This window comes from Kineosporia sp. NBRC 101731, from assembly GCF_030269305.1.
In the GTDB taxonomy this organism is placed as follows: Bacteria; Actinomycetota; Actinomycetes; order Actinomycetales; family Kineosporiaceae; genus Kineosporia.
Genome location: NZ_BSTC01000026.1, coordinates 1 through 20,790 on the forward strand (window position 1 = coordinate 1; position 20,790 = coordinate 20,790).

Genomic DNA, 20,790 nt, shown 5'->3' on the forward strand with positions numbered 1-20,790 from the left:
GGAACCGAAGTGGAAAACCCGGGCAGACCGGGTCATCACTCACGCCCACGCCAGGAAATACCTGAAATCACGATCAGGAAATGACCGCACTCGGCCACTCAAACCGGGTCGGCGGATCCGGGCTGAGATACCTTGCTCGCTGCAGTTGTCGGAGGGGTCAGCTCCTTGATGGCCCCGGCATTGAGGCGATTGCAGGTGCGCCGTACGATCTTGATCATGGGCGATAATGTCAAGCGGCGCCATCACACGGTTCCTAAGTTTCACCTGCGGAATTTTGCTTCCGAAAAGGAGCAGTTGACCCAGCTAGATGTGGTGACAGGTCGCCAGATGACGGTGAACTTTGGTGACGCCACAGTGAGAAAGCATTTCTACACGATCGTTCTTCCCGACGGTACCCAATCACAGGCCTGGGAAGATCGACTCAGTGACCTTGAGGGTGAGATCGCGCCGGTCGTCAACAAAATCGTCAATGACCAAGTCTGGCTTCTCAGCGACCATGAAAAAGACACCCTTTCTCTATGGATCGCGCTGCAATACATGCGCGGCCCCGACGCGCGTCGCCAGATGACGCAAATCGCGTCCATGGTCACGCGACTGCAAGTCGGTATGGGAGGTATCGCCTACCTGCGGTACGCCATGGAGCGTGGTCTTGGTACAGAGGTGCCGGATGAGGTAGTGGAGCGAGCCTGGATCGATCTCACTGGGCCACCTGGGCCGCAGGTGACCGTTTCGGGAAACGATCACCTGAACATGATCGCTGCTTACGTTGAGCCCGCGAGGTTAATGATTCGCGATCGAATCTGGGGACGCATCAGATTTGACCGTAAATCCCTGGCCCTGGGCGACGTTCCAGTGACTCTGATAAGAGGGGACACCCCAGAGTCTCTGGAAGTTGGCCTGGACAGCGCGCCATCCATCGCAGTGGCTCTTGGCCGTCACACCCTGCTCTGGCTGGATCTCCCCTCGGAGATGCGTGACCCCGACGCCAGCGATAAGACTTATCGGAATCGTTTCCGCGATGCGGAACTTGCTCCTAGTACCAAGTTGGCGTCCGCGAATAATCTTGCGGCGGTTTTGCAGGCTGAAAGATTTGTCTATTTCCATACCGACGACGATCTCGCCCCGCGTGACTTTGAGTGGCCTCGTCCGGAACGGGTCCTGTCCGACCCCCGGACCGAAAATGATGTTAACCGCGAGCGACCTTTACAGGACGTCCTGGATCAGATTGCGGGGCATCGAGATAACTCGGGAATGAGCCTGATAGCGGACTATATCTGGCCGATCCCCGGGTACTCGCCCCCCGTTGCCTAACGAACCTGGACAGGCTGCGCTCGGTATCTCCAGGCATGCGTGCTCCTGAACGCCACAGATGGCGCAGCCGGGCTGGTCATGGCGAAGGAGCCAGCGGTTCTTAGGCACGACTGGCGGGTGGTGCTCCGAATGGATGAATCGCGAGTCCGCCGTTCGCAGCCGATCGGGCCCTGCTGATGGGTCGTGCCGTGCGGGTTCGTTCGTCGGAGTTCATCGCGTCTCGCCGGGATGCGTCTGCGGATCCTCAGAGAGGTCGTCTTGACGCGAGTTGCGTTGTTGACGCTGCGGTTTCTGGCTGTTGTCATCGCTGCGTGCCTTCGATTCGAAGCCCGCTTCGGTCGAGGACAGATGCTCAGTCGGATCAGGTTCAGGAGATTTCGGTGTCGGAACGAGCGGGGTTGGCGGGAGCGAACGGCCAGGACATGGGAGCGCCCTCGTCTCTGTCCATGGCAGGCGGCATAGCGGCGGACACTGCGCCGGTGAGTCGATCGCTGGGGCTTCCGCTGCCAAATGTCAGTCTCGGCGGTGGGTCGGCGTCTACGTGGGCGTTCGCGGTGTCTCCGTTGGGAGCGAAAGGGCGCATCTCCGATGCGTTCTGTCTGCGTGAATTGGGTTGGGCCTCTGGAACACTGATCACTGTTTCTGCGGCGGCCGGCGAGGTGAGGGTCTCGCGCGGTGACGGTGATGGTGGCGGCGCGGGGCACGGGCAGCAGATTGAGCGCAGTGGTCACCTTCGTTTGCTGTCCCTGGCGCAGCGCCTGGCTGGATTCCGTTCGGGTGATCGCCTTTTGATGGTGGCAGATCTACGAGCGGAGGTCTTGCGGGTTCTGCCAGCTTCGGTCCTGGCCCGCCTCGTCCCGGACTCTTCGAGGGCGGTCGGTACTGCGGCGTTGTGGGGGGTAGCGTGAGCGTGACAGAGAGTGCCATGGTCGGACCGTCGGCGACGGATCTGCTGATGTTGCAGCAGCTGATGTCCCGGATGGGGATCACGGCCGATCAGCTCACAGGCCAGGAACTGGCCCCGGTGGCTGGTTCGGTGGTGGTTCCGACGTTCAGTGAGTACATCGACCGGGTCGCCGAGGTGGTCACGCCGGGGACCCGGAAAGTGTATGGCTCGTACTGGAACCGAGTCCGGGCGGAATGGGGTGATCGACGGCTGGACGAGCCGACACCGCTCGACATCTCAGCGCTGGCCGAGTCGGTCCGTTCGAATGCGTTGGTCCGGCGCAACAGTCGCGGTGGCAGGTCCGCGGCGGAGCACCTGATTGCCTCACTACGCTGCCTGTACCGGTACGCGGTCGATGACCAACTGATCCGGGAGGACCGCAATCCCTCGGTGCGGGCCCGTCAGCCCCAGCGGCTGGCCTCGACCCGGCATGCCCTGCCCGATGGCCAACTGGCGGCGCTGGTGCACCGGGCCGGGACGACGGGCAATGATCCGCAGCTGGATTCGTTGATCTTGCGTCTTCATCTGGAAACGGCGTGCCGCCGGGGTGGGGCGCTGGCGTTGCGGCCTCGGGATCTGGATGCGCGTCAGTGTTTGATCTTGTTGCGGGAGAAGCGTGAGACCGTTCGCTGGCAGCCGGTTTCGCCGGATCTGATGGCGGCGTTGCAGGAGCATCGGGATGCTCGTGGGGATGGTGATGATGAGGGGCAGCTGTTGCGGTATCGCAATCAGCGGCCTGTGACTGCTCGCCGGTATGACCACCTGTTTGAGCGGGTGGGTCGGTACGAGCCGTGGGTGCGTACCCAGCAGATCAGCATTCACTGGTTACGGCATACGACGCTCACGTGGGTCGAGCGGAACTTCGGCTACGCGATCGCTCGCGGCTACGCCGGCCACGAAGGCCGAAGCGATGCAGGCAGCACTGCGACGTACGTGCGCGCCGACCCCACCGAGATCGCGGCCGCCCTAGCCGCCATGACCGGGCAGGCCCATCCGCTGGCAGATACCCGACCGGGGGTCGATGCCCGGTCATAGAGGAGGGGGCCCCGTCCGTCGGACGGGCCCCTCCTCGGGTTTTGGCGTGAATCCTTACCTCATGAAGGTGTCGGCGCTTGGGGGTGGGCGAGGGGGTGGGGTTCTCCTGACAGGGAGGCGAGGGCCGTGGCTACTTCTTGCTGGGTGGCCCGGACGTATAAGGCGGTGACACCGTCGCCGCTGCGACCGCCGGTGTGTCCGGCGTATGCCTGTGCGACGGCGTACCCGTGGGTGCGTTCCACCCAGGTCAAGGTGGTGTGGCGCAGCCAGTGCGCGCTCACGCCCTGTGCGGCCACCCATGGCAGATGACGCCCGATCCTTTCCCAGAGTGAGTTGTAACGCCGCCGGGTGATCGGGTTCCCGTTGCGTTGACGCAGCAATGGCCCGGTCCCTGAGGCGCCTCTTTCCTGAGCGTGGGCCAGTAAGTGCCGCATAAGGGTCGGCGAGACGGGCTGCCACCTGCTCGTTTCTCCCTTCTCGCGAAGAAGGATGAGGCATTGCTGTTCGTCCAGGTCGCACACGCGAAGTGCCAGAGCACCCCCTCGCCGACATGCGGTCTCGGTGTGCAGGCGGATGAGCAGGGAATCCAGCACCGGATCATTGCCGGTGCTGGCGGCAATCTGATTGATCTCCGCCAACCGATCCCCGCCAACAGCCTGACGCATCGACGTCGGACGACGCGGCTTCTCCACCCGTAAGGCCGGGTTGTCAGTCACCAGGCCATCGGCAATCGCGTGTCGGTACAAGCAGCGCAACGCCGCAATGAAGTGTTCACCGGTCAATTGCCCACCGCGGCCATTGCGGCGAACAACCCGCTGAGTACGCAACTGACCACTGAGCTGCTGAATCTGCGAGGGCGTCGGCTCATCGATGCGCCGGTCGGCCCAGTGCTCCAGCAACCGCTTCCAATATGTGCTGTACACACGCCGGGTTCCCTCGCTCACCGCTCCCGACACCACCGGCACGTATGCCGCGAACGTCGGCGCCGGCGATCTGGACGCCGTCGTCGCTCCAGTGGCAGCGCTGGGGTCCGTCGTCAGGAGGTCCTCGACCCGGATGCCCATGCGTCCCAAGAGCAGACGGGCGGCTTCCAGCTCAGGAAGCGATGGGGCCGTACCAGCATCTGGTGCCGGATTCTGCTGAGCATCGCTCATCGGTCGTCGCCTCCGCCCCATACCCGGGCATGAGCGGCTGCCGTCATGGTGGTCAGGGATGCGGGGGGATGGATCACGAGCCACCCGCCTGAAAGGTCACCGACCAACAGGACCCGGTCCCCGGGAGTCAGTTGGCACCAGCGGCGAGCCACCGCCGGCAACAGCAAGAATCCCTGTCCGCTGACCTGGAACACCCCGCGTAGGTCAGCGGTCACCAGGATCAGCCCGGCATGCTCGGACATGTGGATACGGGTACCCGGAGTCCATCCCAGGCGCTGAACGATCTCTCGCTCACCCAGGCGACCGGTGACACTCAGCGTGGCGAAACCGTAGACCAGATCCGGAGAAGGATCAGCGCTCGGGATCAACGGGATGGGCAAGGCCTTTGCCCCGCCAAAGGCGATTCGGCTGGCGTTGCCCTGGCCAACACGGGGAGGGACAAGACCGCTGATGGCCGGAACGGTGGGTTTCAGATTAGGCACCTGAACCACCGCCCGGCCCTTGAACACTCACCCAGAAAAGGGCTGTTCCCGCTGGCCGAACCGGACATATCCGGATCGAAGACTGTACCGCTGGGCAGTACATCGATGTAACGCTTTTGTGTCCGAGGGGGGACTTGAACCCCCACGCCCGATAAAGGGCACTAGCACCTCAAGCTAGCGCGTCTGCCATTCCGCCACTCGGACTTACTTTTTGTTCTTCGGGGCTGCCCTCCGAACGAGGAAAACATTATCATGAGCTCGAGGTGCCTGTTGCACGCCCCGCGCCGACGGACGAGGTGGGGCGAATCGACGCTGCCCCAGCAGCACGGATCGAACGCTGGAGCAGCACGCCCACCAGCGCATCGTCACTCCGCCCCTCGCCGACCCACCAGGTTCGCGCACCCAGTCACAGCGGCGGTGGTGCCACCCAGCGCGGCTGGCCACCACCGTCCAGGCACCGGAGGCACCGAGGCCCCTCGATCACTGTCGCCACGTCTTCGATGGTGCCGGCCCGATAGAGCACCTGGTCCCCGGCCTCGGAGCCACCCGGACGGTAGAAGAGCAGGTCGACAGACGCAGAGCCCAGACCCTGACTGCCCGCCGACCACGGCCGGGGTCCGAGACATCGAGGCGAATCTTCTGCCAGCCCCTGTCCGGAGAGCGTCCGGTGGACCTTCTGCGACCGCACAGACCACGACGCAGCGCCGGTTCGGCCCTTCGGCCGCGCGGCGTGGACGTCTTGCACCTTGGTCAGCTTAACCAGCACCGGACCGCGCTCCGTGGTGTCACGAGGCACCGTCCGTCAGCATGCGCGGACACGTCCCGCCCGGGACGGTCAGCAGTTCGTAGTGCCAGACCTCATTGACGTAGACCTGGCACAGCCCGTACCGCGAGCCGTGCTGCGCCAGCCAGTACGCGGCATCCGTGGGGCCGATGTCGATCGCCTTGCCGACGACGTGCCGGGACTTCTCCGGCGTGCTGACCCAGCGCCTGGCCTCGGCGGGACTGCCGTATTTCTCGACCGCCTCGTCCAGCAATTTCTGCTGGTAGGCCCGACTACGCCACCCGCTGGTCACCCGGAAGGTGATGCCCTCGGCCTCAGCATCCTTCGATGCCTCCCGAACCGCCGTCAGCAGCGCGGGATCGAGCTTGGCCACGGTGGGCTGCTGATTGTCCCAGAGCCCCACCGGACCGCCACCGACCAATCCGTCGTCATGAGAGACGTCCCCCATGGGCTTCTCGACAACGGACCCCAGATGGAGGACGACGGCACTCACCACGATCAGGAACAGGATCGTCCCGACGAGGTTGCGGTTCTTGGTGGTCATGGCCCCAGATAAGCCGGGTGGGTGTTGCCGGGACGTCTGCGTTTTCGCATACACGGGCGATACACCGGGCCGCCTAGGGTGACTGCATGCGTGTGCTGATCGTCGAGGACGAGCCCTACCTGGCCGAGGCGCTGCGGGACGGATTACGGCTGGAAGCGATCGCCGCTGACATCGCTCTGGACGGCGCGGTAGCCCTGGAGTTGCTGGAGATCAACGAGTACGACGTCGTCGTGCTCGACCGCGACCTGCCGGTGGTGCACGGCGACGAGGTCGCCCGCCAGATGGCGAAACAACACAGCGGCACCCGGATCATCATGCTCACCGCGGCCGGCCTGCTCGACGACAAGGCCAGCGGTTTCGGTCTGGGCGCCGACGACTACTTGACCAAGCCGTTCGAGATCCGCGAACTCATGCTTCGGGTCCGCGCTTTGGCGCGGCGCCCGAGCCAGGGTCTGCCCCCGGTGCTCGAGGACGAGGGCGTGCGGCTCGACGTATTCCGTCGTGAGGTGTTCCGCGACGGACGGTACATCTCGCTCACCCGCAAGCAGTTCGCCGTGCTGAATGTGCTGATCGGCGCGAAAGGCGGCGTGGTGAGCGCGGAACAACTACTGGAACGCGCCTGGGACGAGAACACCGACCCGTTCACCAACGCCGTGCGCATCACCATCTCCTCGCTGCGCAAACGCCTGGGCGAACCACAGTTGATCCACACCCTGCCCGGAGTCGGCTACCGCTTCGGCCGGGGATCGGACGCATGAACGGAAAACGTCGGCCCGGCATTAGTATCCGCCTGAAACTCACCCTCAGCTACGCGGGATTCCTGACCTTCGCAGGCATCGCCCTGTTCGGCGTCATGCTGCTGGTCCTGCGCTACCTGCCTGACGAGAACCTCACGCAAGTCGGTCCGGACAGCGTCTTCGTCCCCAACCGAGGCGACCTGATCAACGTCGCACGGCCGTTGTTCGCCTGCGGGATCGGCTTTCTCGCGTTCATCGGGTTGCTGGGAGGCTGGATCCTGGCCGGCCGGATGTTGCGTCCCCTGGAGGCGATCGCCGCAGCCGCGCACCAAGCGTCTCAAGGTTCGCTCTCCCATCGCATCGCCCTCCGCGGACGCGACGACGAACTGCGCCAGCTGGCCGACACCTTCGACCAGATGCTGGTCCAGCTGGAGACCTCGTTCGAGCAGCAGAAACGCTTCACTGCCAATGTCTCGCACGAGCTCCGCACCCCGCAGACCGTCATGCGCACGATGCTTCAGGTCGCGAGCTCCGCACCCCAGAACGTCGACGTGGTAAAACTTCTGGGACGCCTGAACGAGATGAACGAACGTTCCATCGCCACGGTGGAAGCACTGCTCCTGCTGGCCCGGGTCGAGCACGGCGACATCACCCGCGAGCGCTGCCACCTCGCGGAGATCGTCGAAGAAGCACTGGAACTCGCCCATGAGTCCTGCACCGACGCTGATGTTCGGGTCAAGGTGGGACGTATGGGGCCGGCCGAGGTAGTCGGCAACCGTTCCCTTCTGGTTCAGCTGGCAGCCAATCTGATACGCAACGCGATGCTTCACAATCTGCCGTCGGGTGGCTGGATCCAGGTAGAGGTTGATCTGGAGGCGGGCCGCCCCCGGATGGTGGTGGCCAACACCGGCCCGCAGGTGACACCCGAAATCGCCGCCACCCTCACCGAGCCGTTCGTACGAGCCGGAGGACGCGTGCGATCAATGGGTAGGGCCGCGGGCAGCGGGCTCGGGCTGGCGATCGTTGCGTCCATTGCCCAGGCTCATGAGGCTCGGCTGATGATCGACCCGAGGCCGGAAGGTGGGCTGGACGTGTCGGTGATCTTCTAGCCGATCAGCATCAGACCTCTGGAAGCCCTGATGCTCCGATGTGGAGCGAGGCGGGAAACAGTCTTTCCAGACTGTGCCCTTCAGGGCGATAAGTCCTTCAGGGCGATAAGTCCATCAGCCGTTTCAAACCAGGACAATGAGCATCGGGCCTGTGGCAGCATGAGGTATGGAAGATCCAGAGCGCTTGTTGCAAGCCGCCGTCTCTACCGGCCTACGCGTCTACGCGGGCAGGGCCTTGTCCGTGCCGCCAACCGCGATGGAGGTGAAACGGACCATCACGCATCCAAAGAACGACCTACACGGCTTCGTCGACAAGGTTCTGATGGCCGGTATCGATCGGGAAGCTGTCAGGGCGTTCCAGGACCTGGAGGAATATGCCTTCTACTGGACCATCGATCTGGCCGACGGTCGTTCGGTCGTGTTCACGAACGACACGGAGGAATACGTGGTCTGGATGGAGGGCCCGTGGCCATTGGCGGCAACATTCAAGACGCCCACCAGCGCCTACACCGAGGTCGACTTCGACAGTGGTGAGCTGATCAAACGGGTCGTTGCCTGGTGCAAGAGCCCTTGAGGTGAGGAGCGGTCAGGCCGCCGGGGTGGGCTCAGGTGTGGGGGTGGTGGGTTCGATCTCGGGCTCGGATTCCTTGCCCTCGGCTGCGATCCGGGTCACGATAGTGGCTTCTGCGCTCTGCCGGGTCCGGACGTTGATGTGATCGCCGGTCTGAAGCTGGGCCAGGGTGACGCCTACGCCGTTGCGGGTGATCTTGACGCTGTCCGGCACGTTCAGGACCAGGGACGTGTTGCGCACCTTCTTGTCACGTCCACCACGGACGGCGACGGTGATCGTCCCCGCTGCCGGGTCCACCGCACTCAACTTTCCCTTGTACACCACAGTCTTCGCCTTGACCGGCTTCACCGGCTTGGTGACCTTGGAGTCGTCGCCCGGGTGAACCTTCGTTGTCGTCGCCCGGGGCAGGGCCGCTGCCGAGGCTGCGGTACCCCCGGCCACGGGCAGTACCAGGGCCACGGTCAGAGCCAGGGCGGCGGAACGGTGGTTCATGCATCAGTCCTTCGGTAACCGGGCCACCTCCCCCTCGGACGGGGAGAGGTCCCTGGGCTTTGCGTCCCCGGTTCGCACCGGGTTTGCCTGGTCCAGACCCGCGCTCTTTGCGCGTTCAACAGTTCCCATGCTGCGGCCCACAGCCCGCCGGGGCATACCCGCCACCCGGGTTAGGGCTCGCTGGGCCGCCAACCCTCACCCGAACCTCTGGCAAACCCCAGCCACCAGCTCCGGCCGAACAGCCATGGCAATATGCCCGGCCTCCGGCACCTCCACCACCTCAGCCCCGCCCACAGACCCAGCCAGACGCTGCAGGAAAGCCGAGGAAGCAATCGGGTCGTGACTCCCCCGCATCAGCACGACCGGCGCAACAACCTGCCCCAGCCGCTCCTCCAGCGGATAGTCGAGCATGTGGCGCAACGTGCCGAAGAACGACCGCGGTCCCCCACGCAAGTAGTCCCACAAAACCGTGGCATTGAGCCGCAGCGGCTCCCCCATGATGTCGAGAGCCAGACGCCAGCCTTGTTGAAAAGCAGTGTCCGCGGCCGGATCCACCACCGGCCCGATGAGAATCACCGCCCGGGCCAGGCCCGGATTGCGCACCGCTAGCTCGGTCACCACCTGCGCACCCATCGAATGACCGACCAGCACCGGCCGCAGCAGCCCCGAGCTCTCCAGCACAGCTTCCAGAGCCACTGCCTGCTCCGTGATGCTCAGCGCCGGACGCGGCCGTCCACTGTCGCCGAACCCCGGCAGATCCGGGATCACGACCCGATGCGTCGACCCCAGATGCTCAGCCAGCGAGGCGTAGTAGCGCCCGGAGACTCCGATGCCGTGCACCAGCAGCACGCTCAGCTCAGAAGCCCCAGACGCCGTACCCGAGGTGCCATACCTGGCCGTGCGATCCGATGCCATGGCTCACCGTAAGTCGAATGTGGGCTCACCACCCGCCGGAGGTGAACCCCAGCGGCCCCACCTCACTGATCCGCTGCGGCCAGACCGAAGCCTTCACCTTCGCAACGGCAGAGGGAACCTCTTGGCCGAACATCCCACACATCGCGGTCACCTGAGCCTCGCTGTACGCGAAGGCAAACGTCTCCAACCGCGGGTCGGCCGGGTCAGCGGCGTAGAGCCGGGTGGTGGTGTCGGTGGCATACGTCCGCCCACCATCGGCCGTGGTGAACGTGGTGCTGGAATTACCCAAGGTGGCGCCGTCATGACCCCAGACCCGGCCGCAGGGTGTCTCCATCCAGTACAGCCCCAGTCCGTAGCCGCCGAAACCGCCGAACTCCTCGATATCGTCCTTGGTCTTCTGCATCTGCGCCAGCTGCGCCTTCGGCAACACCTTCCCCGCCAGCAGCGACGAGTAGAAGGTGCTCAGGTCGCGGGTCGTCGAGACGATCGCCCCCGCCGAACCCGCCCAGCTGAGCGTCCATCCGGCGGTGTCGACGTACTCCGGCGGATCGACGCTGAGGTCGGCGATGTACCCGTGCGCGTAGCCGGGGCCGATGGTGCCCGGGAACGGGTCGGCGAAGTAGGTGTCGCGCAGATGCAGCGGCCGGGTGATGCGCCGGTCGACGAGCTGGGTCACGGGCTGGCCGGTGACCTTCGTCAGCAGCTCCCCCAGCACGATGTACCCGGTGTTGGAGTAGGACCAGTCGGTGCCCGGCGCGAAGTTCGGCGGGTGCGAAAAGGCCGCCTTGAGGATGTCTTCCACGGCGATCGGGGTGTACGGCTGGGTGAGTGCCTGACTGATCAGGCCTGCATCCTCGGTGTAGTTGAACAAACCGCTGGTGTGCTGGAGCAGCATGCGCACCGTGATGTCCGCGCCGTTGGGCACGACCCCGGGCAGGTACTTCTCGATCGGTGCATCCAGCGCGACCTTGCGCTCGGCCACCAGCTGCAGCACCAGCACGGCGACGAAAGTCTTGGTCTGGCTGCCCGCCTCGTACTGGTCCTTGTTCTTGAGCCGGCGCCCCGTGTCGCGATCGGCCAGGCCCGCGGTAGCGGTGCGCACGCGATCACCGTCGTTCACCCGCACCAGATACCCGACCGCACCCGCGTCCACCACCCCCTGTGCCGTGCGCTGGAGCTCGCCCGTCCGGGTCGCGGGAGCCGCACTGGCCGGCCCACCGGTGAGAGCCACCCCGGCGAGCAGCGCCGCCAGCCCCACAACGGTAGAACGACGACGATTGAGGACGCGTGAACGCACCATCGAGTTCGGCTCTCCTTCGCAACGGGACGGGGCTGACGAGGCGGCCAGGTGCGAGCATCCTCGCCGAAAAGCGCCGCTCAACGCGCATCCCACGCCGCACGGACGCTGCACCGCTCGGGCCGAGTGTTTCCGGAGGAAGCTTTCGTCGCGCCGTACCTAGACTGCCGGGACTGCCGACCCCTAATCCCCCGCTGAGGACCCACATGCCCTACCTCGAACTCCCCGACGGCCCGACCTACCACGAGGTCGCGGGCACGGGTGAACCCCTCGTGCTCCTGCACGGTGGGTTCTCCTCGCTCGAGGTGATGCGGGAGGTGCACGACGCGCTGGCGCTGGGTTTCCAGGTGCACGGCCCGGAACGTCCTGGTCACGGGCGTACCGCGGACGCGGACGGACCGTTCTCCTACACCGCCATGGTCGAGCACACGCTGGCCTACCTGAACGCGATGGGTGTGGCCCGGGCCCACGTCGTGGGCTTCAGCGACGGGGCGATCGCCGGCCTGCTCCTGGCCCGCGACCACCCCGACCGGGTGGCGTCGCTGGTGTCGATCAGCGCGAACCTCGACCGTCCGGATTCGTGTCCGACGAGGAGGCCGCCCACTCCATGAGCGAGCAGCAGCACGCCCAGCTGCGGGAGGAGTACGCGCGCCTGTCCCCCGACGGCCTCGCCCACGCGGACACGGTCGTCAACAAGCTGGTCGAGCTGTGGAAGGACGAGCCGCGGATCCCTGCTCACTCGCTGGGCAGCGTCACCGCTCCCACGCTGGTGATGGCCGGCGACCGCGACATGGTGGCCCTCGAGCACACGGCCGTGATCGCCCGCAGCATTCCCGGCGCCCAGCTGTGCATCGTGCCCGGCGCCGGTCACCTGCTGATCCGCGAGTGCCCTGACCTGATCACGGCGGTGATCAACCGTTTCCTGCAGGGGACGAGGTAACGGACGAGCGCGGGTCAGCCGGCTGTCGTGGGAGGAGCCGTCAGCAGGCCGGCCATTTCGTCCAGGTGGAAGAACTGGGCGATCTCGACGGCTGAGGGAGTGCCTAGGCCGGGATCGGCGCCGGCGTCCAGCAGGGCCCGCACGATCGGCTCCGACTGGCGGAAAACGGCTGCGCCGAGAGCGGTCTGGCCCCGGTCATTGATTCTGGTGGTGTCGGCGCCCCGGGCGAGCAAGAGGTCGACGGCCGCTGCGTGCTGGTGGTAGGCCGCGAGGATGAGCAAGGTGTCGCCCGCGGAGTTGGTGAGGTTGACGGGCACCCCAGCGTCGATCCGCCGGCCCAGCACCTCGGTCTCGCCCTCCCGGGCCAGGTCGAACGTCTGCTGCAGGAACTCCAGCTCGGCCGGGGTCAGGGTCTGCGCGCCGTGTTCGGCAGCCGGGGTCATGTTCGGCCTTTCGTCGCATGTCGTCTCGTCCGGAGACTCACGGTAGCCACTGTGCACGGATCGGCCAGCAGAAACGGCTCCTCGTTCGGCCGAGCCCTCTTTCACCGTTGTGCCCCGCCTTGCCAGGCATTGGGGCGTCACGGTCCGCTGCCGAAGAGGGCTGGATTACTCCGGACGGGTAGACGCGGTCACCGAAGCAACACTCTGCGTCAACTTCGCGGGCCGGCGGACGATGGGAACGGCGTCACAGGAAGCAAACCGGCCCCACCCGGAGCCGGCCCGATCTGGAGGTCCAGACCTTGCACGCAGCAACTCGCCGACGTATCGCGGTTCCGGCAGCCCTCACGTCGGGCCTGCTGCTCAGCGGACTGCTGGTCTGGCACACGTCCTACGCGGCCTTCACCTCCTCCACCGGCAACACCGCCAACACCTTCGCCTCCGGCAGCGTGACGATCGGTGACAACGACGGCGGTACGTCGCTGTTCACCGCCACGGCTCTGAAGCCCGGCTCCACGGACACCAACTGCATCACCGTCAACTACACCGGTAGCCTGCCCTCGACCGTGCATCTCTCCGCGGCCTACACCAGCGCCGCGGCCGGTGCGAACGATCTGGCGCCGTACCTGACCTTCAAGATCGAAGACGTCTCGACCACCGGCACCTGTGCCGCCGCCACCGCCAACAGCGAGATCGCGGCCAGTTCAACCAACCTCCAGACCAAGGTCGCGGCGCTCACCGCGCCGGGCGCCACGATCGGCTGGAACAGCGCCGCCAACGGCGACTCCAAGCGCTACCGGTTCACCTACACGCTCCAGGACGTGGACGCCGCGCAGAACAAGACCGCAGGCGTCGGCTTCACCTGGACCGCCTCCAGCAACTGATGCCCGTGCTACGGGGCAAGAATTGAGGACGCATCACCTCACCCGCGGCGGCGGGTGAAAGTCAGGTGGGTGACACCACTGGGCGAGGAGACCGATTCCACGGAGAAACGTTCCTCCAGGGATTCGAGTCCTTCCCAGAGCCGTTCGCCCCGGCCGAGAATGATCGGCACCAGCACGACGTGCAGATGGTCGATCAGATCAGCGGCGAGGAACTGCCGCACCGTTGCCGGGCCTCCACCGATGCGCACGTCGAGGCCACCGGCGGCCTCCTTCGCCCGCGCCAGCGCCTGCGCCGGATCGGCGTCGATGAAGTGGAAGGTCGTGCCGCCCTTCATCTCGATCGACGGCCGAGGATGGTGGGTGAGCACGAAGACCGGGGTATGGAACACCGGGTCGTCGCCCCACCAGCCCTTCCAGTCCTCGTTCTCCCACGGGCCGCGCTGAGGGCCGAACTTGTTGCGGCCCATGATCTCGGCTCCGATGCCCGGCCCCCAGCGACCGGCGAACGCCTCGTCGACCCCGTTGCTGCCGTCGTTCTCCCCGTGCATCGCACGGAAGGTGCGGGTGCCCATGAACCATTCCATCAGCCGGCCCTGAGCGTGGCCGAAGGGACTCTCCAGGCTCTGTCCCTCCCCGGCGGAGAAACCGTCGAGCGAGACGGTGAAGTTGTGGACGCGAACCTGCGACACGAATACCCCCTGAATGAGTCCGGCACGGTTCACTCTAGGGAGAAGTCCCGCCGATCACCGGCACCTGGAGACGACGCACGTCGCGAACACCGACGGCGGCCAGTGACGCCCCCACGATGATCACCGCGCAACCCCCCAGAACCGTTCCGGTGCCGAAAATGTGGGCCAGCGGCCCGACCAGCGCCTCCCCCACGGGAACTGCGACGAACGAGCCGACCATGTCGTAGGAGTAGACCCGCGACAGGGCATCGCGGGGGACATGGGTCTGCAGGGACTGGTCCCAGGCGATGGCGAAGATCTCCAGAGCCACGCCGCCGACCGCGAACGCCAGGATCAGGGTGGGCAGGGCCGGGGCCACGGCGAGCGCGGCAACCGGAACGGCCGTGACGGCCATGAGCGCCACCCCGATGCCCAGAGCGTGGCGCGGTCGCCACCTCAGGGCGATGACGGCGCCGAGGGCCAGGCCGACGGTCTGGGCGGCGACCACCAGGCCCCAGCCCGTGCGCCCGAACGTCGCATCGGCCACGATCGGGCCCAGCACGGTGGTGGCTCCGACGAAAGCGGCATTGAGCAAGGTGAACTGGGCCACGACGACCCATACCCAGCGGCGGCCCGAGAACTCGCGCCACCCCTCGCGCAGGTCACTCACGACCGATGCGGCAGCCGTATCGCGGGCCGGGGCCCTCGGCACGGACATCATGGCGAAAAGGACTCCTGCGAGCGCGAAACCGGCGGCGTCCAGGGTCAGGCCCCAACCGGGTCCGAGCACGCCCACCACGCCGGCGCCGACCGAGGCGCCGAGGATGCCCGAGGCGTTCAGGCCCAGACGCAGCAGCGCGTTCGCGGGACGGAGCAGGTCGGCGGGCACGGTGTCGGGCACCAGGGCCGCGGCGGCGGGCAGGCTGACGGCGGCGACCGCGCCGTTGGCGACGCTGAGCAGGACGAGTCCGGGGATGGTCGCCGATCCGGTGAGGACGAGGGCGGCCACGGCTGCCTGCGTGGCGGCCGCGGCCAGGGAGGTGCCGACCAGGACGACGTGACGGGGCAGGCGGTCGGCGATGACGCCGCCGAGCAGGAGCACGGCCACGTTCGCGATCGAGCGGGAGGCCACGACCAGCCCGAGGTCGGTCGCCGAGCCGGTCAGGTCGAGCACGGCGAAGGCCAGGGCGATGGGTGCGACCGCGTTGCCGAGGATGCTCGTGGTGCGGGCGGCCAGGAGCCACCGGAACGAGGCGTACTGCAACGGGCTCCGGCGCGGGGTGGCCAGGACGGTGCCGGTCACGGGCGCCGCACGGGGAACAGGGCCGCGGTCATCGACACCGGGGACGTTCTCGGGGTCCGGGGTGCCTGGGCCTGGGCGTGCAGCAGGGCCGAGGCCTCCCCGACGAGGGCGACGACGCGGCGCCAGGTCTGGGGGTCGACCCAGAGTTCGGCATCGGTGTACATCTGCGGTCCCTCGTTCCGCAGAGCCGCACGACGGTGGAGTTCCTCGGCCATGGCCCCCACGTACTGGGCGTGTTCCTCGGCCGTCACGTTCACCGGCTCGGCGCTCTGGGCACGCTGCGGGTCGAAGGGCCGGGCCGAGGACTCGTGCCGGTACCGCTTGGCCTCCCCGCCCCGCAGCCGCACCACCTCCACGACCCGGATCAGGCCGGCCCGCTCGAGCACCCGCAGGTGGTAGCTGGCGCTGGCCTGCGACAACTGCAGTTCACGGCCCGCCTCGGCCGCGCTCATGGCGGTTCCGGTGAGCAGGGACAGCAGGCGCAGGCGGATGGGGTGGGCAGTCGCCCGGAGCTCGTCGAGGGAAGACACCACCGCAGCGTCGCACCGGGGACCGCGACCGTCAAACGATCCTTTGGGGGTAGAGATCCCGCATCGCCTGCGCGCGGGCGGCCGCCGACGATTCGCTACGGTGTGAAATCCGGTCAACCGCAGCATCCGCACCGCAATCCGCAGCGAATCCGCACCAGATCCGCACCAGATCCGCACCAGAAAGGGTCCGTCGATGACGACGCACGAGTCTCTGACCGGCACGCAGACCTATCTCGACCCCAGCGCACCGATCGGCGCCCGGGTCGAGGACCTGCTCGAACGGATGACCCTGGCCGAGAAGGTGGGCCAGATGCTCCAGCTGGACGCCGGCTCGGACCTGGACGAGGCGGTCCGGGGCAAGCTCGCCGGGTCGCTGCTGCACGCCTCCCCGCAGCGCATGCTCGAGGCCCGGGAACTGGTCCTGGCCACGCGCCTGCAGATTCCACTGCTGATGGCCGACGACTGCATCCACGGGCACTCGTTCTGGCCGGGAGCGACGATCTTCCCGACCCAGCTCGGCATGGCCTGCAGCTGGGACGTCGATCTGGTCGAGGCCTCGGCGCGGGCCACGGCTCTGGAGATCGCCGCGACGGGCCTGCACTGGACCTTCTCGCCGGTGCTGTGCATCGCCCGCGACCTGCGGTGGGGACGGGTGGACGAGACGTTCGGCGAGGACCCGCACCTGATCGGGGAGCTCGGGGTCGCCATGGTCCGCGGCTACCAGGGCACCGGCCTGGACGACCCGACCGCCGTGCTGGCCACGGCCAAGCACTTCGCCGGGTACTCCGAGACCCAGGGCGGCCGCGACGCCAGCGAGGCCGACATGTCGCCCCGCAGGCTGCGCTCCTGGTTCCTGCCGCCGTTCGAGAAGGCCGCGCGGGCGGGTTGCCGCACCTTCATGCTCGGCTACCAGGCCATCGACGGGGTGCCGGTCACGGCGAACAAGTGGCTGCTCGACGACGTGCTCAAGGGCGAATGGGGTTTCACCGGAACCCTGGTCACCGACTGGGACAACGTCGGGCGGATGGTCTGGGAGCAGCGGGTCTGCGAGAGCGACCAGCAGGCCGCGGCGATCGCCGTCGACGCCGGCAACGACCTGGTGATGACCACCCCGCAGTTCTTCACCGCGGCCCAGGAGGCCGTGGCCGACGGAACCCTGGACGAGGCCGCGATCGACGCGGCCGTGCGCCGGATCCTCACGCTGAAGTTCGAGCTGGGACTGTTCGAGGATCCCCGGCTGCCCGACCGCACCCGCCAGGAAGAGGTCATCGGCAGCGCCGAGCACCGCGCCCTCAACCGCGAGCTCACCCGCCGCAGCCTGGTGCTGCTGCGCAACGACGGCACGCTCCCGCTGGACACCAGCGCCGCGACCGCTCGCACCGTGCTGGTGGTCGGTCCCAACGCCGACGACGTGCACGCCCAGCTCGGCGACTGGGCCGGCGCCTCCGGGCAGGTCGACTGGATGCCGGACGGCCACCCGCGCGAAGACACCAGCACCGTCCTGGACGGTTTCCGGCGCACCGTCCCGGCGAGCTGGACCGTGATGCACCGCCGGGGTGCCGACATCGGCGACCTGCGACCCGACCCCGAGGGGCCGACGTTCCCCGACGGCCAGCCGCGTCCGCCGTTGTTCGTCGCCGCCCCGGCCGATCCCGCGCTGCTGGACGACGCGCAGGAGGCCGCCGCGGAAGCCGACTACGTGATCGCGGTGGTGGGCGACACCGTCGCCCTGACCGGCGAGGGGCGATCCACCGCGACCCTCGATCTACAAGGGGGTCAGATTGCCCTCGTGGAAAGGCTTCTCACCACCGGCAAGCCGGTCGTGATCGTGCTGGTGCAGGGCAAGCCCTCCACCCTGCCGGAATCTTTCCTCGGGGCGGCCGCGATCATCGAGGCCTTCAACCCCGGGATGGAAGGTGGCACGGCGATCGCCGAACTGGTGCTCGGGATGATCGAGCCCACCGGCCGGCTCCCGATCACGTTCGCCCGCCACGCCGGGCAACTTCCCGTGTACTACAACCAGATCCGGGGCCAGCACGGCAACCGCTACGCCGATCTGACCCAGGAACCGTTGTTCGCGTTCGGAGAAGGGCTGAGCTACACCCGGATCGAGTACTCCGGCCTGCGGATCCCCCGTGACCAGGTCTCCCCCGATGACGACGTGACTGCCTTCGTCACCCTGACGAACCGGGGAGAGCGCCCGGCCCGGGAAACCGTTCAGGTGTACGTCAGCGACCTGGTCACGTCGGTGACCTGGGCCCAGCGCGAGCTCAAGGCCTTCACCCAGGTGGATGTCGACCCCGGGCAGTCGCTCGAGGTGGAGCTCACGCTCCCGGCGGCGCAGTGCTCGATCGTCGATGCCTCCGGCCGCCGGGTGGTCGAGCCGGGCGCCTTCGAGCTACTGGTCGGACCCAGCTCCCGGGATCAGGATCTCCTGCGCTGCCCGTTCGATATTCAGCGGATCGCGGCGCGCAACGCGGCAGCGGCTGCCGACACGTCGGGGGCGCCGTAGATCGCACCACCGGCGACGGCGACCTGGGCGCCCGAGTCCTGCACGGCGGCGATGGTCGTGACGCTCACGCCACCGGCGACGGAGAACGGGACGCCCGAGGTCTTGCCCGCGTCCAGCAGCGCGTCGAGGCTGTAGCCCTCCTCGGCCTGCTCGTCGAGACCGGCGTGCATCTCGACGAACTCGGCACCGAGGGCGACGACCTCCTGGGCGCGGGCGGCCTTGTCACGCACACCGATGAGGTCGACGACGATGCCCTTGCCGTGCTTGCGCGCCGCCTTCACCGCCCCCGCAATCGTGCTGTCACCGGCCACACCGAGAACGGTGACGAGGTCGGCGCCGGCGGTGAAGGCGATGTCGGCCTCGAGCTCACCGGCGTCCATCGTCTTGAGGTCGGCGAACACCACCTTGTCGGGGTGCGCCGCCTTCACCGCGGTGATGGCGCAGAGCCCGGCGCTCTTGATGAGCGGCGTGCCGAGCTCCAGGATGTCGACGTGCGGGGCGGCCGCGGCGGCCAGCTCGAGAGCGGCGTCGGTGGTGAGCGTGTCCATGGCGAACTGCAGCTTCATGATGGTCCTCGATACTGGGGTGTTGGTTGCGGGGTGATCATTCGAGATTGGCGTGCCGGGGCCACAGTTCGTCCGCCGAGGCACCGGACTCCGACCACAGGGCGTGGAAGAGCGCGTCTCCCAGCACGACCAGTGACTGCTCGAAAAGGCTTCCGGCATACTGAATACTGACGCTCGCCGAGCGATCGAGCTTGTCGGCCGCGGGCATGATGACGCTCTCGTCGGCGAGGGCAGCCAGCGGTGAGTCCGGGGCCGTGGTGACGGCCGCGATCTGCGCCCCGGCGGCGACGGCCGTCTCCGCGGCGCGGACGATGGCCGGGGTGGCGCCGGACCCGCTGGCGACCAGGAGCACGTCGCCCTTGCCGATCGCGGGGGCCGTCACCTCACCGACCACATGGACGACCAGGCCCAGGTGCATCAACCGCATCGCGGTCATCCGCAGGGCGAGACCGGAACGGCCCGCGCCGTGCACGAAGACCCGGTCGGCGTCGTGGAGCAACCGGGCGAACCGGTCGATGTCCGACACCGCCAGCAGGCTGGCGCAGGCGCGGAGCTCATCGGCGATGGCGATCAAGGATGCCTGTGCAGAAACCGTTTTCGTGGTCACACCACGAGTCTGCCGATCGGGCGAGTTCCGGGCTGCTCCCCCACCGGAGCGTTCGTCCTACCCGTTCGGGTAGGACGGCTCGTCGGGTAGGTTCAGGCGTATGGACGATGTGATGGACGATTCAGCGAGACTCCCGTCGCCGGCCTCGCGTCAGTTCGTGGTCGACCACGCCCGCGTGGTCGCGGAACTGGCCGACCGCCACGCGGTCACGCTGGAGTCGCTGCTGGCGGTCCTGCGCTCGCCCCGGCTGGACGACCGGGCCGCGCGCACGATGGCCATCGACCTGGCCGCCGCGGCCCTGGTGAGCCTGCGCACGCAGACCGATCAGCAGCGCAGCGCCATCCTCGAGCCGGTGGTCGGCGCGTTCTCGCGCCTGCGCAACGACCTGCGTCCCCTGGTGCGGTTCGGTGACCTCGACGTGCAGTTCATCGAGCCGCCCGCCAAGGGGCGGGCGCTGCCCGGTGAGGTCGCGCACGCGGCCCGCGCCATGGTGCGCACAGCCGTCCTGGCGATGGTGGACGCCGGGGAGACCCGGCGGGTGCGGATCCAGTGGGACTGCGACGGGTTGAACCTCCTGGTCCGCATCCGTGACGACGGGCGGGGGGAACTGAGCGCCCACGACGACGCACTGCGGCCGATCGCCGAGAACGTCGCGGCCCTGGACGGTCGGCTGGACGTGTCCTCGACGCCCGGCTGGGGTTCGGACCTGAGCATCACCCTGCCCCTGGACCCACCGGCGCCGGTACTGCCCCTGGAGGAGAGCATCGAGCTCAGCCCGCGCGAGCGCGAGGTGTTGCAGCTGCTGGTGGGCGGAGGGCGCAACCAGGAGATCGCCCGGGATCTGGGGATCAGCCAGAACACGGTGAAGTTCCACGTGTCGAACCTGCTGCGCAAGGCCGGCGCCCGCACGCGGGCCGAACTGGTGGCTCTGGCCCGCTGAGACGCCTCAGTCGGGCCGGTCTC

The 20,790-nt window shown here is 67.4% G+C and carries 22 protein-coding genes, 1 tRNA gene and 1 riboswitch; of the genes, 10 read left to right on the top strand and 13 right to left on the bottom strand.

From position 1 onward, the window contains the following. The first annotated feature begins 216 nt into the window (after nt 1-216). Nucleotides 217-1,311, top strand: coding sequence for a DUF4238 domain-containing protein (locus tag QSK05_RS35090; protein WP_285601729.1), 1,095 nt, complete (start codon nt 217-219; stop codon nt 1,309-1,311). 910 nt (nt 1,312-2,221) lie between these two features. Then, complete coding sequence (locus tag QSK05_RS35095) at nt 2,222-3,292, top strand: tyrosine-type recombinase/integrase (protein WP_502879878.1); 1,071 nt, start codon at nt 2,222-2,224, stop codon at nt 3,290-3,292. Nucleotides 3,293-3,351: 59 nt separating this feature from the next. Here the strand turns inward: QSK05_RS35095 and QSK05_RS35100 are convergent, their stop codons facing one another. The 4 genes from QSK05_RS35100 to QSK05_RS35115 all read right to left on the bottom strand — a co-directional run bounded on the left by QSK05_RS35100 (nt 3,352) and on the right by QSK05_RS35115 (nt 6,256). After that, on the bottom strand, nt 3,352-4,446 hold the full coding sequence (locus QSK05_RS35100; RefSeq protein ID WP_285601731.1) for a tyrosine-type recombinase/integrase: 1,095 nt from the start codon (nt 4,444-4,446) through the stop codon (nt 3,352-3,354). Then, nucleotides 4,443-4,955 (bottom strand): hypothetical protein, encoded by a 513-nt coding sequence (locus QSK05_RS35105; protein ID WP_285601732.1) that lies wholly within the window; start codon nt 4,953-4,955, stop codon nt 4,443-4,445. Before QSK05_RS35105 ends, QSK05_RS35100 begins: the two co-directional genes overlap by 4 nt. 92 nt (nt 4,956-5,047) lie before the next feature. Beyond that, a tRNA-Leu gene (locus QSK05_RS35110) sits at nt 5,048-5,132 on the bottom strand. Between the two features lie 581 nt (nt 5,133-5,713). Further along, nucleotides 5,714-6,256, bottom strand: coding sequence for a M15 family metallopeptidase (locus QSK05_RS35115; protein ID WP_285601733.1), 543 nt, complete (start codon nt 6,254-6,256; stop codon nt 5,714-5,716). A gap of 86 nt (nt 6,257-6,342) precedes the next feature. Here QSK05_RS35115 and QSK05_RS35120 point away from each other — a divergent pair, with 86 nt between their 5' ends. The 3 genes from QSK05_RS35120 to QSK05_RS35130 all read left to right on the top strand — a co-directional run bounded on the left by QSK05_RS35120 (nt 6,343) and on the right by QSK05_RS35130 (nt 8,676). Further along, on the top strand, nt 6,343-7,014 hold the full coding sequence (locus QSK05_RS35120) for a response regulator transcription factor (RefSeq protein WP_285601734.1): 672 nt from the start codon (nt 6,343-6,345) through the stop codon (nt 7,012-7,014). Beyond that, nucleotides 7,011-8,102 carry a sensor histidine kinase gene (locus QSK05_RS35125; protein WP_285601735.1) on the top strand — a complete coding sequence of 364 codons (1,092 nt, stop codon included), beginning with the start codon at nt 7,011-7,013 and terminating at the stop codon, nt 8,100-8,102. The genes QSK05_RS35120 and QSK05_RS35125 overlap by 4 nt, the downstream gene beginning before the upstream one ends. A 166-nt stretch (nt 8,103-8,268) precedes the next feature. Then, entirely contained in the window at nt 8,269-8,676 is a 408-nt protein-coding gene (locus QSK05_RS35130; protein WP_285601736.1) for a hypothetical protein, read from the top strand. A 12-nt stretch (nt 8,677-8,688) separates the two neighbouring features. On the opposite strand, the gene QSK05_RS35135 is transcribed toward QSK05_RS35130, so the two are convergent. The 3 genes from QSK05_RS35135 to QSK05_RS35145 form a co-directional block, all read right to left on the bottom strand. Next, complete coding sequence (locus QSK05_RS35135) at nt 8,689-9,165, bottom strand: hypothetical protein (RefSeq protein ID WP_285601737.1); 477 nt, start codon at nt 9,163-9,165, stop codon at nt 8,689-8,691. 10 nt (nt 9,166-9,175) lie between these two features. Continuing rightward, a riboswitch (cyclic di-GMP riboswitch) is annotated at nt 9,176-9,263 on the bottom strand. Nucleotides 9,264-9,360: 97 nt separating this feature from the next. Next, nucleotides 9,361-10,014 carry an alpha/beta fold hydrolase gene (locus tag QSK05_RS35140; protein WP_285601738.1) on the bottom strand — a complete coding sequence of 218 codons (654 nt, stop codon included), beginning with the start codon at nt 10,012-10,014 and terminating at the stop codon, nt 9,361-9,363. A 91-nt stretch (nt 10,015-10,105) separates the two neighbouring features. Then, nucleotides 10,106-11,380 carry a serine hydrolase domain-containing protein gene (locus QSK05_RS35145; protein ID WP_285601739.1) on the bottom strand — a complete coding sequence of 425 codons (1,275 nt, stop codon included), beginning with the start codon at nt 11,378-11,380 and terminating at the stop codon, nt 10,106-10,108. A 203-nt stretch (nt 11,381-11,583) separates the two neighbouring features. Between QSK05_RS35145 and QSK05_RS35150 the strand changes: the two genes are divergently transcribed. Continuing rightward, the gene (locus tag QSK05_RS35150) at nt 11,584-11,988 is read left to right on the top strand and encodes an alpha/beta fold hydrolase (RefSeq protein ID WP_285601740.1); all 405 of its coding nucleotides are present in this window, start codon (nt 11,584-11,586) and stop codon (nt 11,986-11,988) included. Beyond that, nucleotides 11,985-12,317 carry an alpha/beta fold hydrolase gene (locus QSK05_RS35155; RefSeq protein WP_285601741.1) on the top strand — a complete coding sequence of 111 codons (333 nt, stop codon included), beginning with the start codon at nt 11,985-11,987 and terminating at the stop codon, nt 12,315-12,317. The genes QSK05_RS35150 and QSK05_RS35155 overlap by 4 nt, the downstream gene beginning before the upstream one ends. Before the next feature lie 14 nt (nt 12,318-12,331). Here QSK05_RS35155 and QSK05_RS35160 read toward each other — a convergent pair whose 3' ends face one another. Continuing rightward, nucleotides 12,332-12,760 carry an ankyrin repeat domain-containing protein gene (locus tag QSK05_RS35160; RefSeq protein WP_285601742.1) on the bottom strand — a complete coding sequence of 143 codons (429 nt, stop codon included), beginning with the start codon at nt 12,758-12,760 and terminating at the stop codon, nt 12,332-12,334. A 299-nt stretch (nt 12,761-13,059) separates the two neighbouring features. Between QSK05_RS35160 and QSK05_RS35165 the strand changes: the two genes are divergently transcribed. Continuing rightward, nucleotides 13,060-13,641 carry a hypothetical protein gene (locus tag QSK05_RS35165; RefSeq protein ID WP_285601743.1) on the top strand — a complete coding sequence of 194 codons (582 nt, stop codon included), beginning with the start codon at nt 13,060-13,062 and terminating at the stop codon, nt 13,639-13,641. A gap of 38 nt (nt 13,642-13,679) precedes the next feature. Here the strand turns inward: QSK05_RS35165 and QSK05_RS35170 are convergent, their stop codons facing one another. The 3 genes from QSK05_RS35170 to QSK05_RS35180 are packed head-to-tail and all read right to left on the bottom strand — an operon-like array spanning nt 13,680 to nt 16,142. After that, the gene (locus QSK05_RS35170; protein WP_285601744.1) at nt 13,680-14,330 is read right to left on the bottom strand and encodes a dihydrofolate reductase family protein; all 651 of its coding nucleotides are present in this window, start codon (nt 14,328-14,330) and stop codon (nt 13,680-13,682) included. Nucleotides 14,331-14,364: 34 nt separating this feature from the next. Continuing rightward, nucleotides 14,365-15,612 (bottom strand): MFS transporter, encoded by a 1,248-nt coding sequence (locus QSK05_RS35175; RefSeq protein WP_285601745.1) that lies wholly within the window; start codon nt 15,610-15,612, stop codon nt 14,365-14,367. After that, nucleotides 15,609-16,142: an ArsR/SmtB family transcription factor gene (locus QSK05_RS35180; protein ID WP_285601746.1), complete on the bottom strand. Its 534-nt coding sequence runs from the start codon at nt 16,140-16,142 to the stop codon at nt 15,609-15,611. Before QSK05_RS35180 ends, QSK05_RS35175 begins: the two co-directional genes overlap by 4 nt. A 193-nt stretch (nt 16,143-16,335) precedes the next feature. Here QSK05_RS35180 and QSK05_RS35185 point away from each other — a divergent pair, with 193 nt between their 5' ends. Beyond that, entirely contained in the window at nt 16,336-18,654 is a 2,319-nt protein-coding gene (locus tag QSK05_RS35185) for an exo-beta-d-1,3/1,6-glucosidase (protein ID WP_285601747.1), read from the top strand. Here the strand turns inward: QSK05_RS35185 and hxlA are convergent. Further along, a complete protein-coding gene (gene hxlA, locus QSK05_RS35190) occupies nt 18,597-19,220 on the bottom strand; it encodes a 3-hexulose-6-phosphate synthase (RefSeq protein WP_285601748.1) in 624 nt (207 codons plus the stop codon). The genes QSK05_RS35185 and hxlA overlap by 58 nt on opposite strands. A gap of 37 nt (nt 19,221-19,257) precedes the next feature. Continuing rightward, nucleotides 19,258-19,827, bottom strand: coding sequence for a 6-phospho-3-hexuloisomerase (gene hxlB, locus QSK05_RS35195; RefSeq protein ID WP_285601749.1), 570 nt, complete (start codon nt 19,825-19,827; stop codon nt 19,258-19,260). A 100-nt stretch (nt 19,828-19,927) separates the two neighbouring features. Here hxlB and QSK05_RS35200 point away from each other — a divergent pair, with 100 nt between their 5' ends. Continuing rightward, nucleotides 19,928-20,767 carry a helix-turn-helix transcriptional regulator gene (locus QSK05_RS35200; RefSeq protein WP_285601750.1) on the top strand — a complete coding sequence of 280 codons (840 nt, stop codon included), beginning with the start codon at nt 19,928-19,930 and terminating at the stop codon, nt 20,765-20,767. The last annotated feature ends 23 nt before the right edge of the window (nt 20,768-20,790 follow it).